Annotated in this window: 16 protein-coding genes; 9 read left to right on the top strand and 7 right to left on the bottom strand. The window is 30.8% G+C overall.

Going from position 1 to position 15176, the window contains the following annotated elements:
• Positions 1–1656: a hypothetical protein gene (locus ACE193_RS00645; protein WP_375561094.1), complete on the bottom strand. Its 1656-nt coding sequence runs from the start codon at positions 1654–1656 to the stop codon at positions 1–3.
• Positions 1657–1945: 289 nt separating this feature from the next.
• Between ACE193_RS00645 and ACE193_RS00640 the strand changes: the two genes are divergently transcribed.
• A complete protein-coding gene (locus tag ACE193_RS00640; RefSeq protein WP_375561093.1) occupies positions 1946–2371 on the top strand; it encodes a septal ring lytic transglycosylase RlpA family protein in 426 nt (141 codons plus the stop codon).
• A gap of 93 nt (positions 2372–2464) precedes the next feature.
• Here ACE193_RS00640 and ACE193_RS00635 read toward each other — a convergent pair whose 3' ends face one another.
• Both ACE193_RS00635 and ACE193_RS00630 read right to left on the bottom strand, forming a co-directional pair.
• Entirely contained in the window at positions 2465–3271 is an 807-nt protein-coding gene (locus tag ACE193_RS00635) for a DUF1206 domain-containing protein (RefSeq protein WP_375561092.1), read from the bottom strand.
• Between the two features lie 123 nt (positions 3272–3394).
• Positions 3395–4234, bottom strand: coding sequence for a LysR family transcriptional regulator (locus ACE193_RS00630; RefSeq protein ID WP_375561091.1), 840 nt, complete (start codon positions 4232–4234; stop codon positions 3395–3397).
• Positions 4235–4405: 171 nt separating this feature from the next.
• Here ACE193_RS00630 and ACE193_RS00625 point away from each other — a divergent pair, with 171 nt between their 5' ends.
• The 6 genes from ACE193_RS00625 to ACE193_RS00600 all read left to right on the top strand — a co-directional run bounded on the left by ACE193_RS00625 (position 4406) and on the right by ACE193_RS00600 (position 9404).
• On the top strand, positions 4406–5074 hold the full coding sequence (locus tag ACE193_RS00625; RefSeq protein ID WP_375561090.1) for a peroxiredoxin-like family protein: 669 nt from the start codon (positions 4406–4408) through the stop codon (positions 5072–5074).
• Positions 5075–5128: 54 nt separating this feature from the next.
• Entirely contained in the window at positions 5129–5737 is a 609-nt protein-coding gene (locus tag ACE193_RS00620; protein ID WP_375561089.1) for an NAD(P)H-dependent oxidoreductase, read from the top strand.
• A 278-nt stretch (positions 5738–6015) separates the two neighbouring features.
• Positions 6016–7158, top strand: a complete 1143-nt coding sequence (locus ACE193_RS00615) for a DNA polymerase III subunit gamma/tau (RefSeq protein ID WP_375561088.1) — start codon at positions 6016–6018, stop codon at positions 7156–7158.
• Positions 7159–7307: 149 nt separating this feature from the next.
• Positions 7308–7736 (top strand): hypothetical protein, encoded by a 429-nt coding sequence (locus ACE193_RS00610; protein ID WP_375561087.1) that lies wholly within the window; start codon positions 7308–7310, stop codon positions 7734–7736.
• 88 nt (positions 7737–7824) lie between these two features.
• Positions 7825–8583 carry a hypothetical protein gene (locus ACE193_RS00605; protein ID WP_375561086.1) on the top strand — a complete coding sequence of 253 codons (759 nt, stop codon included), beginning with the start codon at positions 7825–7827 and terminating at the stop codon, positions 8581–8583.
• Positions 8577–9404: a hypothetical protein gene (locus tag ACE193_RS00600; protein ID WP_375561085.1), complete on the top strand. Its 828-nt coding sequence runs from the start codon at positions 8577–8579 to the stop codon at positions 9402–9404. The genes ACE193_RS00605 and ACE193_RS00600 overlap by 7 nt, the downstream gene beginning before the upstream one ends.
• A 46-nt stretch (positions 9405–9450) precedes the next feature.
• Here the strand turns inward: ACE193_RS00600 and ACE193_RS00595 are convergent, their stop codons facing one another.
• Together ACE193_RS00595 and pyk are read right to left on the bottom strand one after the other, a co-directional pair.
• Entirely contained in the window at positions 9451–10257 is an 807-nt protein-coding gene (locus tag ACE193_RS00595) for a hypothetical protein (protein ID WP_375561084.1), read from the bottom strand.
• Between the two features lie 201 nt (positions 10258–10458).
• The gene (pyk, locus tag ACE193_RS00590; protein WP_375561083.1) at positions 10459–11892 is read right to left on the bottom strand and encodes a pyruvate kinase; all 1434 of its coding nucleotides are present in this window, start codon (positions 11890–11892) and stop codon (positions 10459–10461) included.
• A gap of 230 nt (positions 11893–12122) precedes the next feature.
• Between pyk and ACE193_RS00585 the strand changes: the two genes are divergently transcribed.
• Both ACE193_RS00585 and ACE193_RS00580 read left to right on the top strand, forming a co-directional pair.
• Positions 12123–12875: a geranylgeranylglyceryl/heptaprenylglyceryl phosphate synthase gene (locus ACE193_RS00585; RefSeq protein WP_375561082.1), complete on the top strand. Its 753-nt coding sequence runs from the start codon at positions 12123–12125 to the stop codon at positions 12873–12875.
• Between the two features lie 26 nt (positions 12876–12901).
• Positions 12902–13765 carry an NmrA family NAD(P)-binding protein gene (locus ACE193_RS00580; protein WP_375561081.1) on the top strand — a complete coding sequence of 288 codons (864 nt, stop codon included), beginning with the start codon at positions 12902–12904 and terminating at the stop codon, positions 13763–13765.
• Positions 13766–13817: 52 nt separating this feature from the next.
• Here the strand turns inward: ACE193_RS00580 and ACE193_RS00575 are convergent, their stop codons facing one another.
• Positions 13818–14108 carry an ankyrin repeat domain-containing protein gene (locus ACE193_RS00575; RefSeq protein ID WP_375561080.1) on the bottom strand — a complete coding sequence of 97 codons (291 nt, stop codon included), beginning with the start codon at positions 14106–14108 and terminating at the stop codon, positions 13818–13820.
• A gap of 98 nt (positions 14109–14206) precedes the next feature.
• Positions 14207–15112, bottom strand: coding sequence for a CorA family divalent cation transporter (locus tag ACE193_RS00570; protein WP_375561079.1), 906 nt, complete (start codon positions 15110–15112; stop codon positions 14207–14209).
• Positions 15113–15176: the final 64 nt, after the last annotated feature.

Here is a 15176-nt window from a genome sequence, read left to right as displayed (position 1 = left end):
TTATTCTTCTTCATCTTCTTTTTTGTCTACTTCAGCAGCCGAAAATGGATAACGTAAACGAGTAAAATAAAATACTTTTCTGCGAGCAGGTTGATAAAGGTCATTTCGTACTATTTGATAACCCGAAACTAAATAATTATCATCGTACCAGTGCATCAAAATTTCATCCGAACGATTGACGATATTATCCAAACTATCTCTTCTTGGGACTTTATATTCAGAAATTAAACTTTGTTCTTTGCTTTTTACGGTTTGTTTGTAAAATAACTCTTCTTCATCTAATCTAAAAAGTGCTAATGTGTCATTTTGTACACTGTAAGAGAAAAAAGGAAATATTTTTTGTGATTCGAATTCATCAAAATCAAATTGATTATCCCAAAGAAGCTTTCCTTCTTTATCAAAACTACAAACCATTCCTTGTTCATATTTGTAAGTTACTGTTACGCCTGAATTCCCTCCACTTTGCCACATACCTCTATTTCCTCCTATATTACTATAAACACGAGAGTTGTTACCAGAACCAAAATAAGGATTTCCTACCATATTATTAGTCGTAGTATTTCCATTTTGATAAATAGGATTATATCCTTCTAAAGATAAATAAATTCGGTTTTCTTCCACTCGTAGTGGGCTTATAAAATAATCATTGGAATAACGTACAGGTGAATCTTTTTTTCTGCCTCGTTTTACTTTAGCAAGCATTTTTTCACGCTTCTTTTCTTTTAGATTATTGAAGAAGTTATTCAGATAAGAAAAATCATAAAACCTAAATCCACTTTCCTTTTTATCTTTTATTTTTAAGCTATAAATTCCTTGTGAGCGTTTCCATTTGGGAGTAGAATATGTTCCAAAAACTAATACTTCATCTCTTCCTGTAATTAAAGGACGAAAAGTTTGTAAGCCATAATCTTTGTTGTCTGGGATTGTTACATTATAGCGAAGTTTGGCATCAAGTCCATAAAAATAAAAGAATGAATATTTGTATGAATTGTACTTTCCTGCTACGATTGCTAAAATCACATCATTTTTAGTGTCAATACTTAGATTAGCTAAATAGGTGCTTTTCTGTACTAATGAAGGTAAAATTTGCTGTCTGCCCGTTTCGATATTCAAATGCAAAACAACAGGATTATTTTCTGCTTCTCCTCCCAATAAAATTATATTTCCAGAAGCACAAATTTCTGTATAAGTTGCTTTTAGCATTTTTTCATAAGTAACAACTCTCATTGTTCCATTATTCAAATTTATCTTTAGTATTTCATATTCATAACGCTGTTTGTCCACCAAATAATAAATAAAACTATCTGCAATAACATAATGAACAATTTTATCCTCTCCTTTTATGATATGTTTTTGTTCCCAAACATTCTGAAAAGTAGTGTCGTATTTAGCAATCAGAATCTCTTTTTTGCCTTTTACATAATGTGTCAAAGAAACTAATAAACCATCTTCTGCCAAAGGAACGGCTGTATAATCCGAAAAGTCAGAACCTGATTCTGACTTGGTTGTAATTTCTGTATGGTCAATGACTTGTATTTGTGCTGATGTAGAAAAACACATTCCTATAAATAAAAATAGAAAAAATAGAAGAGAGTTTTTTTTAATAAAATCTGTAATATTTCTAATCATTATTTTTTTTGTTTTATTATTTATCATATTTAATATTTTTGTTGTTTTGAATAATGTAAAGTGGTTTTACATAAAGTGGCTGATTTTATTTCATTATTTAGATTAGGAATTGAAGTTATAACAAGTTTCTGATATTCAGTGTGTTATATTCGTAATTAGCTTCGCTGAATATTCATTTCGTAATTGTTCCTTAGCTCAATAGGCATTACTAAGAAATAAAATAAAATTTGGTAAGGCTTTTGTAAAAACTGAATTAAAAGGTATAAAATAAATACCATTTATAAAACCTATTCACTAACAAAAATCGTCTTATTTTATGAATTTAAAAACAAATTCTTCAAGTTCTTTAAAAATCAAAGTAAATACTCTGTTATTTTCTTTATTTTTAATTTTTTCTCTTTCATCTTGTGATGACTTATTTGCACCAGAAGATGACTCAAGTGCAGGAGCATATACAGAAGAAGGAATTGCCTCTTATTATGCTGATAAATATGAAGGAAGACCAACAGCAAGTGGCGAAACATTTAGGCAAGATTTATTGACAGCAGCTCACAAAACATTGCCTTTTGGTACAATGGTAACAATAACAAACCTCAAAAATGGAAAAAAAATAAGAGTAAAAATAAATGATAGAGGACCTTTCGTTGCTGGTAGAATCATTGATGTAACAAGTAGAGGTGCAAGAGAATTGGATTTTATTCGTGATGGAATTGTAAATGTGAAGATAGAATATGATTTGTAGGAATCATAAAACGAGATTTTTAAAAGTTAAAAAAGCTCAAATTATTCTTAAAATAATTTGAGCTTTTTTGTGTATAATTTTTTAGTTGAATTTTTATTGGATATAAAATTCTTTAGCTTTAATGACCATAAAAAGACCATACAAAGCCAAACCGAGAGCTACTAAGCCAACAAGCCAAGCACTAGCTGAAGAAAACATAAATTCGAATGCTCCTTCTGTTCCTCCTGCTTTACTAGCATTAGATTCAATAGCTGCACGCCCTGTGATATAACCAGCAATCAAAAGAACAATTCCTCTTGAAACATAACCTAATTGACCTGCTTTTCTGACAACTTCTTTTGTCTTAAATCCTAAATCACTTACTTTTTTCATGTGTTTGTTAGAAATTCCTTTCCAAATATCATAAATTCCTTTTCCAAGAATAAAAAGAGCTAATAAACCAATAAAAACTTCTCCAGCAGGAATTTCAAGGATTTTGGCAATAACAGTAGTACGTCCTCCACTTGACGAAGAACCCCCTCCTTGAATTGCCATTTTAGCTGCAAAACTAGCAAAAGTACCATAAGAAAGACCACTAATAAAAAATCCTACACGTTGGAATTTATTTTTTGTATCGTTTTCATCGTCTTCAGGATTAATAAATGCCTGTGTCCATCGCCAAGCCGTATAACCAAAAAGACCAAAAGCAACAATTCCTAATAAAATGCGTCCAAATGGTTGTTCTAAAATAAACTGAAAAATACCTGTTTTGCCACTTATTTCTCCTCCCAGTCCAAAAGCAGTCATGGTAGCAAGAATACCAATAAGAAGATAGACAATACCTTTCATAAAGTAGCCTGATTTGGCAAATTTTTCTAGGGAGTTTTTTTTGTCTGTGGGTAACGAACTAATTGAAATCATAAAATAAGAGTTTAAAAAATGTAATTGTATATGAAGTTTAAAAAATAGTATTAGATATAATTATCCTTAAATACTATAAATATAACTTATATTTAACTATTTTGTTTTATAAAAAAATAAAAATTAAACACTCAGTAATTTTCCTAAGGCATTTTGAATGCTATCTTTTTTCCAAACAAATACAATTTTTCTTCTAAAATTTCCATCACTAATTGGAATAAATTTTATTCCTTCAATTTCTTGTTTGGGGTTGGGAAATAATGAAACTCCCAATCCAGAAGCTACCAACGACCTAGCTACATCATCACCATTCGCACTAAAAACAATCGTAGGTTCTATATTTTTTGCTGTAAAAGCCTCTTGAATATCATCATAAAGATTGCAATTTGAACGCTTTATAAAAGGAAGTTGATGCAAAGAAGATAATTCAAGTTTATTTTTTTGAGCTAAAATATGATTTTGAGGAACACCAAAAACTAATTTATCTTCTGTAATGATTCTATAATCAAGATTTTTTTGTGAGGGAATTGATTTAATAAAAATAGCATCAACTTCTTGTTTTTGTAATTTTTTGTACAATATTTCTGTATTTCCTTCTATTAAGTTGACTTGATAACTGCTATATAATTCATTAAAACTTTTCATCATTGGTACAATCTCATCAAAATCCAAAACATCAAGAACACCTAAGTTTAAGATTTTCGCTTTTTCCTCTACAAATTCGGTTTCCATTGCATTCCACATACTCAATATAGATTTTGCTTTTGGTAAAAGTGCTTTACCTTCTTTTGTTAAATGAACATTTCTTTTATCTCTAAAAAAAAGTGTACAGTTTAGATTTTCCTCTAGTTTTTTGATTCCAGAAGAAAAAGCCGATTGTACGACATGATTTTTTTCGGCAGCCTGTGTAAAATTACTTGTTTCGGCTAGAGTGATGAAGTATTTGAGAAATTGGATATTCATAAAATTGAAATGCTAAAAATCTGTTTGAAATCTATAATCTAAAAAATAGATAAGTTTAATCTAAAAAAACTGTTTTGCAAATATAATTAATTTGCCATACTTTGTAACATCAAAAAGAAATTAACCAGAAAAAATAATCTCAACCAGCTAGTTTCAAACCATTTATTTACAATGACCTTTCAAGATTATATGATGACTTTTCAAGAAAAATTGATTCAACTCAAACAAAATATAGAAGGAAAAATGCCTTCTGAATATATACAAACAATGCACAAGGCAACAGCAGATTTGAAAGCCTCTAACATTGAAGAAAAAGTAATCAAAGTAGGAGATACTATCCCAAACTTTGATCTACCCAACCAAAATAAAGAGCTAATTTCAGTTCAAGATTTATATAAAAATGAATTTTTAGTAATTACATTTTATCGTGGTGTTTGGTGTCCGTATTGTAATGCTGATTTGGCAAACCTCAATAAATATCTTCCTCAAATAGAAGAGTTGGGAGGGAAAATGATAGCTATTTCTCCTGAAAAGCCTGAATATTTACAGAAAATTATCAAAACTCAAAACCTCAATTTTGATATTCTTCACGACCAAAGCAACCAATTTGCCAATAAATTAGGACTTCGTTTCAATATGCCAGATTCTCTCATAGAATTGTACCGAGATAAATTCAAAATTAATTTGGAAGAGCATCACGGAGATACAGACTGGACTTTGCCTATGCCAGCTCGTTTTTTGATAGATAAAAATGGAGTTGTTCGTTATGCAGAAAGTAATCCAGATTACACAAAACGCCCTAATCCAGATGAATTATTAGATGTTTTGAAAACAGTCTAATTTTTATAAAAAGTACAAAAAACTTAAATCTCAACCTCAAATTTAATTCAAAAAATGAAAAATATATTTATCATCAATGCACACGAGTATTATCCTTTTGCAGAAGGAAAACTCAATAATTCTTTTACTAAAAAAGCAAAAAACTATTTTGAAGAAAAAAGATATAATGTCAGAGTTACGACAATGAAAGACGATTATGATGTCGAACAAGAAATTGAAAATCATCTTTGGGCTGATGTTGTTTTCTTGCAAAGTCCTGTAAATTGGATGGGACACCCTTGGAGTTTCAAAAAATATGCTGATATGGTTTACACAACAGGAATGATGGGTAAGTTATGTAATAATGATGGCAGAAGTTCTGAAGAACCAAAGAAAAATTATGGAACAGGTGGAATGTTAGGAAATAAAAAATACATGATTTCGCTTACTTTCAATGCTCCAAAAGAGTCTTTTAATGACCAAAATGAATATCTTTTTGGTGGAAAAAGCGTAGATGATTTGTTTTTTCCAACACACATGAATTTTAGATTTTTTGGAATGACTGGAATGGAAACATTCGCTAGTTATGATGTGATGAAAAATCCTGAAATTGAAAATGACTTTGTTCGTTTTGAACAGCATTTAGAAAAACATTTCCCTGTTTTAGTAATGGAAACGAAGTAATTTGATTTTTTCTACTTCTGAAATTATAAAAATACTTGGTTAGGTTTGAATCTAGTCAAGTAAGTAACTGGGCAAAATTATTTATAGGTTAATGAAATCTGTCTGACACCTCAAAGGTGTCTTGACAGTTTAAATTTCCATTTTCTAATTCTTTTTTAGATATGTTTTATTTTGCTCAGTTACGTATTTTTTTATTAAATCCATTTAATTTATCAATATCTAATAAAATGAGTAAAAAATAACTACCAAAAACCTAAATTTCTTCGTAACTTCGTCGAATGGAAAATTATGTAGTTTCGGCACGTAAGTATCGCCCAGATACTTTTGATGCTGTCGTCGGACAATCTCACATTACAGATACTCTCAAAAATGCAATTCGCTCAAGCCAACTTGCACAGGCTTTTTTGTTTTGTGGTCCTAGAGGAGTAGGCAAAACAACTTGTTCTCGTATTTTGGCAAAGACAATCAACTGTCTGAATATCACACCAGAAACAGAACCTTGTGATGAGTGTACTTCTTGTAAATCTTTTAATAGTGGTAACTCGCTTAACATTAGTGAGTTAGATGCAGCTTCGAATAATTCTGTTGAAGATATTCGTAATTTGATTGAACAGGTTCGTTATCCTCCTCAAGCTGGAAAAAAGAAAGTTTATATTATTGATGAGGTTCACATGCTTTCCAATCAAGCCTTTAATGCTTTTTTGAAGACGTTGGAAGAACCACCTTCGTATGCCATTTTTATTCTAGCAACAACAGAAAAACACAAAATTATTCCTACGATTCTTTCTCGTTGTCAGATTTTTGATTTTAATAGAATCCAACCCAACGATGTAGCTCGTCATTTAGAAAAAATTGCTACAAAAGAAAATGTAGAAGCAGAAGAGGAAGCTCTGCAACTTATCGGAAGAAAAGCTGATGGTGCGTTGCGTGATGCGCTTTCAATTTTTGATATGTTGGTTACGTTTTCACCTGACCGAAAACTGACTTATACTCGTGCTATCGACAATTTGCACGTCTTGGATTATGATTATTACTTCAAACTCACAGATGCGTTTTTGAGTAGAAATCATACAGAAGCATTACTGATTTTTGATGAAATATTAAAGAAAGGCTTTGATGGACATAACTTTGTCGTTGGTCTTTGTGAACATTTACGTGATTTGTTAGTGGCTAAAGATGCTGCAACAGTCAGTTTATTGGAGCTTTCAGAATCGATAAAAGAAAAGTACAAATCACAGGCTGCACAATCTTCTTTTTCGTTCTTGATGTCAGCTCTTAATTTGGCTTCTGCGTGTGATTTGGGATATAAAAACAGTAAAAATCAACGTCTTCATGTAGAAATGACACTTTTGAAACTTTCTCATGTGATGGCTGCTCTTTCTATTCCTCAACTGGTCGAAGATTTAAAAAAAAAAGACTAGCTAAATCGCAAAATCCAACAGAGAAAGAAAAATCTGTATCATCAAAAGCTAATTATACAAATCCAGCTTTAGCAAAAAATACAGATGATACACCTTGGAAAAAAACGCCAAAAGTTACTACAAATGTAAAGCCGAAGAGGAATATAGAAGTGGCTAAACAAGAAGAGACTAAAGAAGTTGAAAAAGTAGTCAATTCTCAAGCCGATCGAAATTCTACTTTTGATACAGCAAAGGCTCAAAAAGTTTGGAAAGAATTCTTTAAAACAAGTCCTTCTAGTTTTGCAGGAACTTTGATTAATGCAAAAATAGTAGTAGAAAAATCGCCAATTATTAAAGTAGAATTATTAAATAATATTGCGCTTCGTTCAGAGTTTTCTACTATCAGAATTGCTCTAAATCCCTATTTAGCTAATAATTTAGATAATGATTTTGTTCAAATAGAAATTATAGACCAAAAACTAGAAAAGAAAATAGCTGTAAAATCTTTATCCGAACAGGAAAAGTTAGATGTTTTGGTTAAAGAATTTCCTTTGATAAATGAAGCCATGAGACGATTTGGTTTAAAACTAGAAAATTAATACAGGTTATTTTTTAATGTGAGAGAAAATGTAATTATTGCTTATGAAGACTATGATTTTAAAGTTTTTTTTCTTATTTAAAATTACTTTGTTTTTTACTCTAAGTTATTCTAATTTTATATTTGCTCAATATAATCAAGGTGGTTTTATTGTACCAAATGATTCTATAAAAAAAGACTATCCTTATGAAAATTCAATTTTTCTACCAAAAGAAGGTATTACCTATTATGATGCTCCAAATGGAAGTTTTTTAGGGAAAATTAGAATGGGAAAACCTCTTTTGAGTCAGCATGAAAATAAAACAGATTCCCTTTTGTCTTCAACTATTTCAGGAACAGTTTTACGTCCAACTTTGCTTGATTTTGAAAATTATTTTGAAACCTTTGATGATTGTTTTTATTTAAAGTTTAGCGAACAGAAGGAAGGTTTTATCAAAATAGTAAATGGAAATTATGGCAAAACCCCAAAAAGTGCTGCATGGGTTTCTGTTGATTCATTAGAAAAACACAATTTCAAATTAAATTATTGGTTAGATTTTTATGGAAGTGAAGGGATGATTATTCATCCAAAAGAAAAAACACATGTAATTCACGAAAATCCATATTTAGATGCTCCAATCATAGAAACAATTAATGAAGATGAGTATGTTGTACAAATAATTTCTTTTGATGAAGGAACTACTACAGAAGGTCTTTTTGCAAAAGTAAAGGTAATAAAATACAAAATACATCCTTGTTATGGTGGAGATACGAGTAAAAAAAATATCATTAAAGAATTCGAAGGCTGGATTCAGATTATTGACCAAAAAGGAAAATCATTAGTAGCTCATAATTCGGGAGGATGTTAGATAAAAAAAACAATGAATTATTTTCATACAAACCTAAAAATTCAAATCAAAAAATTTGGCAAGTTTATCCTGACCCCAAAAGTCAATTTATAGTGTTAGAAATTAGACAAGAGAAAAAATCTGAATTAGTAATTTTAGACACTCAAAAAAAAGAAGTTTTAGCACTAGCAGAAATGGAAGCTACCCAAACAGTAGTTAATTTTTTTGATAAAACAATTTTACTTTCAGAAATTGATTTTCAAAATGAAATGCCTCTTGCTAAAGGTTTACAGGCATTAAATATAGATTTCGAAACGATTTGGCAACTTGAAGAAGTAAATTATTACGGAATCACAGAAGAAGAAAGTGAAACTCAAAGTGATGTAAAGGTTATTTTTTCATTACAATCAAATTATTATTCTGTTCCTTTAAGACCAAAGACAGAACCTAATAATGAAGAAATAGAAGCTAAAGAAGAGAATTATAGCAATCTGAAATTCAAAGTAAATCAATATATTTATTCCACTCAAGAGTATTTAACAAGTCACATAAATTATAATGATATTTCAAAATTTATTTTCAATAAGATAAATCATAACGCAAAAGAATCTATTTTTTATACAGAAAATGATGATTATTTGATTTGTAGTTATTTAATTGAAAATGAAAAACAACAAAATGAAAATTATTTGTTTTGTACAGATAAAAAAGGAAATCTAAAAAGTCATTTTTTGATAAAAATTTTAAAACAAGAAAATACAAAAAATCCACAAGAATTGATTTTGATAGAAAATAAAATCTTGTGGGTAGATGAAAAGGAATTTCATTTTTTAGTTATTTGAAATAGTCTTCAAATTTCTATTTTACTTCTAACTTCTACAATCTAATTTAGCTTTGCTGCTTTGGCAGGTCTGACTTATTCTGTATCAGTTGTTCTAATGTTTTTATCATATAATAACGTCTTTCAGACGATAAATGACTACCAAATTTAATCTGTTTTTGTCCTTCTAAAACAATAGAATGTGTAGTGGTACTTCCTCCTTTTCTAGAATGTGAAACACTTGTTTTTTCGCTCACACTATTTATTTCAGACCATAAAAAACGCTTGTATTGTCCTATCTTTCCAACTCCTGTAAAAATATGTCCTCCTTTACTGTCTAAAGTAACTTCTATTTTTCCCATAACAGTCATAATAGCAATACCCCAAAAAAGGAGAGAGCCTAAAACGAAAGGAATGCCAAACAAAGACATGAAAGGATCAAATTCTCCAGATATAATTTGTGAGCCATAAATGCCACCCAAAGAACCCCCTGACCACACTATCATAAAAGGAACAATAAAGAATGCAAACCAAGAGCGTGTAGAAGCACCAATTTGAACGCCATTAGGCAGATGATTAATATAAGCTCCTTTTGGTGGATTATTTATATCAAAATCAAAACTATTTGTATTTTTTCCATCAAAAGTTTTTTGAATAGATTGATTATGTAAGTCAGCTTCTTTGTACATTGACTGACGAGCTATATCATAATCATAATTCTTTGAGCTAGACTTTGAAGAAGAGAGGTCATTTTTTTGAGGACTTACATGAGCTGAAATACTAAAAATATTACCACAATTTTGACATTGTGCAATATCTTTTTGAATATTTATGGCATCTCTAGGTACTTTTATTTGACAGCTTGGACAGTTCATAAGGTAAATTTATAAGGTTGAGTTTGAATTAACATCTGTTATAATTTACGTAAAAAACATAAAAGTAGTTTTGGTTATATTACTTTTTTTGTATTAAAAAAAATGATTGCCGTATAATGTTGAAAATCAATATTATACGGCAATAAGCTATAATAAATTGTAGAATATGTTGTTGTATCGTTAAAATACCAACAGGATAATTTATTCCATTTTACTCAATTTCAGAACATTAGTACGCTGTTTTTCATCAATCGGCATACTGGCAGTATTGACAAACAAATCTCCTTTTTGAATATGTCCTTTTTCGAATAAAATTTCTTGAGTGTCTTTGAACGTTTGGTCTGTTGAAACAAATTTATCGTAATAGTATCCACGAACTCCCCAAACTAAATTGAGTGTAGTGAGCAAATTATGATTCGATGTAAAAATAAAAATACCTGCTTTTGGACGATGACTAGCCAACTGAAAAGCTGTATAGCCCGATTGTGTCATCGAAATAAGAGCTTTTGCATGAACATTTTGAGCCAACCTACACGCTGTTGTAATAACACTTTTGCTTGTATAATCTACCATTGAAGTAGGAATTGGATAGTATTGATGATAAACAGAATCTACATTTACTTCAATAGAACTAATCGTCTTGACCATACTTTTGATTACCTCAACTGGATATTTTCCTACTGCCGTCTCTCCACTTAGCATAAGCGCATCTGCTCCATCCATTACTGCATTGGCTACATCATTTGTTTCTGCACGAGTAGGGCGAGGATTTTCTATCATTGATTCCATCATCTGAGTAGCAATAATAACTGGTCTTGCAGCTTCATTACATTTTTTGACAATTCGCTTCTGTACTACTGGCACTTCTTCAGCATTTATTTCTACCCCTAAATCCCCACGAGCAACCATAAGTGCATCAGCTTCTTCGATAATACTATCAATGTTTGTAACAGCTTCTGGGCGTTCTATTTTAGCAATGGTTCTCATTTTACTATCGTGCTTAGTAATGATTTCTTTCAAGCGAATCATATCACTAGCATTACGTACAAAAGAAAGAGCTACCCACTCTACTTCATTTTCAATTCCAAACATGACATCTTTCAAGTCTTTTTCTGTCATGGAAGGAGCTGAAACTTGTGTGTTTGGAAGATTGATACCTTTTCTTGGTTTCAAAATGCCTCCTACAATTACTTTTGCAATGACATCATTTTGGTCTTTATCTGAAACGACAAGTTCTAGTTTTCCGTCATCCATCAAAATAGGTTCTCCAACCTTTACATCTCTAACAAAATCTTCATACGCACAACTAATTCGTTCTTTTGTTCCCATTACTCCTTCGTCGGTCGTAATTCTAATTTTCTCTCCTTTTACAAGCTCTAATTGTCCTCCTTCAATATCTCCAACACGAATTTTGGGTCCTTGTAAATCTTGAAGAATACAAACATTAAACTCAAATTTGTGATTGAGTTCTCTAATTATATCTAATACTTTTTTGTGGTCTTCGTAAGAACCGTGCGAAAAATTGAGGCGAAAAACGTCTACACCTGCTACCATAAGCTCTAAAAGCTGTTCACGAGTAGAAGAGGCTGGGCCCACAGTTGCAATTACTTTTGTTTTATTGAAGCTAAATTTCATATTTATTGTGAAGTCGGTTATGAATATGTATTTTTGTATAAACTTACAACATTCACTATTCAATTACGAATTACAAATTAAAAATTACGATATTTAATTGCAATTTAATTTGAAATCCATTTTTTGAGTGAATGATTTTTTAAAAAATAAAGAAATTAACTAAATATTAGTTATTCAGTCTTAAATAAGTATAATTAACTGATGACTGGTAACCGATAACTGATAACTGAATGAACGTATATCCTCAAATTTTAGAAGCTGCTCTCAAAGGTCAAAAAATGTTGGCTGTTTTGATAGATCCTGACCGTATAGACCCTAAAAAAACAGCTCTTTTGGCTGCTCAAGCTGCTCATTACGGAATTTCTTTTTTTATGGTTGGAGGAAGTCTTCTGACAGAAGGGGAAGTTTCTCAAACTGTAAAGCTCATAAAGTCTCATGCAAAACTTCCTGTGGTTTTGTTTCCAGGACATTATTTTCATTTAGCTCCTGAGGCTGATAGTTTATTTTTGCTTTCTCTTATCTCAGGAAGAAATCCAGAATATTTGATTGGACAACATGTAGCAGCAGCTCCACGTCTTCGTAGAATGGATTTGGAAGTTATTCCTACTGGTTATATGCTTGTTTTGTGTGATAACCTAACGACTGTTTCTTATGTCAGTCAGACCTTACCTATTCCTTATGAAAAAGCAGAAGTAGCAGCAAATACAGCATTGGCAGGTGAATATTTGGGAATGCGCTTGGCATATTTGGATGGTGGAAGTGGTGCAGCAAAACCAATTTCTCCAAGAATGATTCGAACTGTAAAACAAAGTATAAACATTCCTCTAATTATTGGTGGAGGTATCAGAACGCCTGAAGCATTACACATGGCTTTTGCTGCTGGTGCTGATGTGGTTGTGGTCGGAACACGCCTAGAAGAAGAACCAGCTTTAATTGCTGATTTTGCAGCCGTTTTACATCAATTTAATAAAAAAAAGCCCTAAGCTAATTTGAGTTTAAATAGTATTTTATGGACAATATTCTCATTACGGGTGCAACAGGAAATATAGGAACAGAGATTTTTAATTTTTTTGTTCCTAATAATCAAAACCAAAAACTTTTTATTGCCACACGTCAAAACGATTCTACAAAAGAAAGTGAAATTTTCTTTGATTTTGAAAATATTGATAAAACGATTCAATCTATAAAAGAAGCTCAAATAAATATTCTTTTTTTACTTCGCCCTCCTCAAATAGCTGATACAGACAACTATTTTAAGCCATTAATTCAAAAATTAGAAGACACAAGTGTCAGACATATTGTTTTTTTGTCAGTACAAGGAGCAGAAGATATTTCTTTCATTCCTCACGCTAAAATAGAAAAGTTACTAAAAAGTAGTTCTGCAAAAGGGAGACTTAATTATACTTTTATTCGTCCGAGTTATTTTATGCAAAATCTAACTACGACTTTAAATAAAGATTTACAAGAAAAAAAAGAAATTTATTTACCTGCTGGAAAAGCAAAATTTTTGTGGATAGATGCTCAAGATATTGGAAAAGCCATAGCAGTAGTTCTTTCGAATACAGAAAATCATAAAAATAAAGCCTATACAATTACTGGAACTAAAAAGGAACTATTGAATTTTGAAGAAGTAACAACCATTCTGAAAGAAGAACTACATGAAAAGTTTGTCTATAAAAGTCCTAATTTAATTTCATTTTTTATAAAAAAGAAAAAAGAAGGATATGATGCAGCTTTTATTTTTGTTTTGATTATGCTTCATTTTGCACCCCGTTTTCAAAAACCACCAAAAGTAACAACTGATTTTGAAATTTTGACAGGAGAAAAACCCAATAGTTTGAGAGAATTTGTAAATAGAGAAATGAGGAAATAAAGTAATGTATGAAGTTAGAAGTAGAATTATTGTATCTACATAAAATAGTGTCTTATAGATATTTTTTTAATAATTCTATAATTTCTTTTCGTTTGTATTCTTTAGCTACACTCAAGGCTGTATCATTACTAAAGCCTGCTTTCAAACTAGGGTCTGCATTATTTTCTAATAAAAATGCAGCAATTTCTGTATGTCCAAACTGTACACTTTCAATTAAAGGAGTTGTCAAAAACTCTGGGTGTTGATAATTTGGATTTACACCTGCTTTAATATGATATTTTACAAGTTCTAAATCTCCTTCTTGTGAAGCAATCAACATTTCTTTCCAATCTCCTGCTGCCATAATTGTATTTTTTTTAATTGTTATTGATTTTATATCATTTACTACAAACTGGTAATTGTATTACTTCTTACTTCTAAACTCAGACTTCTAACTTTATTTCATATCCAACCTTTTTTCTTAAACCAAAAATAAATACCAATTACCATAGAAATCATTACTGCCCAAACGATAGCATATCCATTTTCCACTTCAAGTTCTGGAATATCTTTAAAATTCATTCCATAAACACCCACAATAAAAGTAAGGGGTAAGAAAAACACTGAGAAAATCGTCAAAATTCCCATAATTTCATTAGTACGATGAGAAGCTAATGATAGACGAAGATTGATTAAGTTATTTGCATTTTCATGTAATTCATCTACTCTATAATAAAGAGAATCTGAAAATTCAATATTATGATGTGCTAATGGGTAATCTTTTGAAGACCTCATGTAGTTCTGAATGAGTTCTTTAGTAAGATAAAGCATTCTTTTGAAAACAGAGCCACGTCTTTTGAGTTGATACAACCTTTCGAAGATAGAACCATCTTTCATTTCTCTAAAAACCTCTTTTTCATACGCATCTAAACGTTCACTGGCTTGATTCATTCCCAAATCATACGTTTTTAAGAGCATATCTAAAAGTTTGTAGGCAAAGTGTTCTGTATTTTCATAACGTGTATGTGAGCCATTACGCCATTCGTTGGCAAGTTGAGCAAGTGTAGGCTGTCCTGTTCTGTGAATAGTAAGAATATAATCTTCACTTACAAAAATGGCTACTTTATTTGTAATTTCTTGAATAGTATCTGCATCGTCTTCACAATAAAGGTCGTAATATCTTACAATAAAATACGTCCAGTCGCCTATTGGCTCTACTTTTGGCATGTGAAATGAAGCCATGCAATCTTTTACAGCAGAAGCAGGCATTTTATACTGACGAATAAGTTCTCTTAAATCTTTATCACTCGGACTGATTACGTCTATCCATTGATAACCTGATTCGGCTTCCAGAATAGTTTTTATCATAAGTAGCTTGTTTTTGAAGGACAGAAAGGAAAATAAATCCTACAAATTTAACAAAATATGTTTA

It is taken from the genome of Bernardetia aquimarina (assembly GCF_042180575.1).
Classification (GTDB): domain Bacteria; phylum Bacteroidota; class Bacteroidia; order Cytophagales; family Bernardetiaceae; genus Bernardetia.
This window is presented reverse-complemented; position numbering and strand designations above follow the sequence as displayed.

Bases quoted from the DNA above. Each gene is read 5' to 3' on its own strand.
- ACE193_RS00580 (WP_375561081.1), top strand. From the start codon at position 12,902: ATGGACAATATTCTCATTACGGGTGCAACAGGAAATATAGGAACAGAG.
- ACE193_RS00600 (WP_375561085.1), top strand. From the start codon at position 8,577: ATGTTAGATAAAAAAAACAATGAATTATTTTCATACAAACCTAAAAAT.
- ACE193_RS00585 (WP_375561082.1), top strand. From the start codon at position 12,123: ATGAACGTATATCCTCAAATTTTAGAAGCTGCTCTCAAAGGTCAAAAA.
- ACE193_RS00575 (WP_375561080.1), bottom strand. From the start codon at position 14,108: ATGGCAGCAGGAGATTGGAAAGAAATGTTGATTGCTTCACAAGAAGGA.
- ACE193_RS00595 (WP_375561084.1), bottom strand. From the start codon at position 10,257: ATGAACTGTCCAAGCTGTCAAATAAAAGTACCTAGAGATGCCATAAAT.
- ACE193_RS00570 (WP_375561079.1), bottom strand. From the start codon at position 15,112: ATGATAAAAACTATTCTGGAAGCCGAATCAGGTTATCAATGGATAGAC.
- ACE193_RS00640 (WP_375561093.1), top strand. From the start codon at position 1,946: ATGAATTTAAAAACAAATTCTTCAAGTTCTTTAAAAATCAAAGTAAAT.
- ACE193_RS00620 (WP_375561089.1), top strand. From the start codon at position 5,129: ATGAAAAATATATTTATCATCAATGCACACGAGTATTATCCTTTTGCA.
- ACE193_RS00625 (WP_375561090.1), top strand. From the start codon at position 4,406: ATGACCTTTCAAGATTATATGATGACTTTTCAAGAAAAATTGATTCAA.
- ACE193_RS00630 (WP_375561091.1), bottom strand. From the start codon at position 4,234: ATGAATATCCAATTTCTCAAATACTTCATCACTCTAGCCGAAACAAGT.
- pyk (WP_375561083.1), bottom strand. From the start codon at position 11,892: ATGAAATTTAGCTTCAATAAAACAAAAGTAATTGCAACTGTGGGCCCA.
- ACE193_RS00615 (WP_375561088.1), top strand. From the start codon at position 6,016: ATGGAAAATTATGTAGTTTCGGCACGTAAGTATCGCCCAGATACTTTT.
- ACE193_RS00635 (WP_375561092.1), bottom strand. From the start codon at position 3,271: ATGATTTCAATTAGTTCGTTACCCACAGACAAAAAAAACTCCCTAGAA.
- ACE193_RS00645 (WP_375561094.1), bottom strand. From the start codon at position 1,656: ATGATAAATAATAAAACAAAAAAAATAATGATTAGAAATATTACAGAT.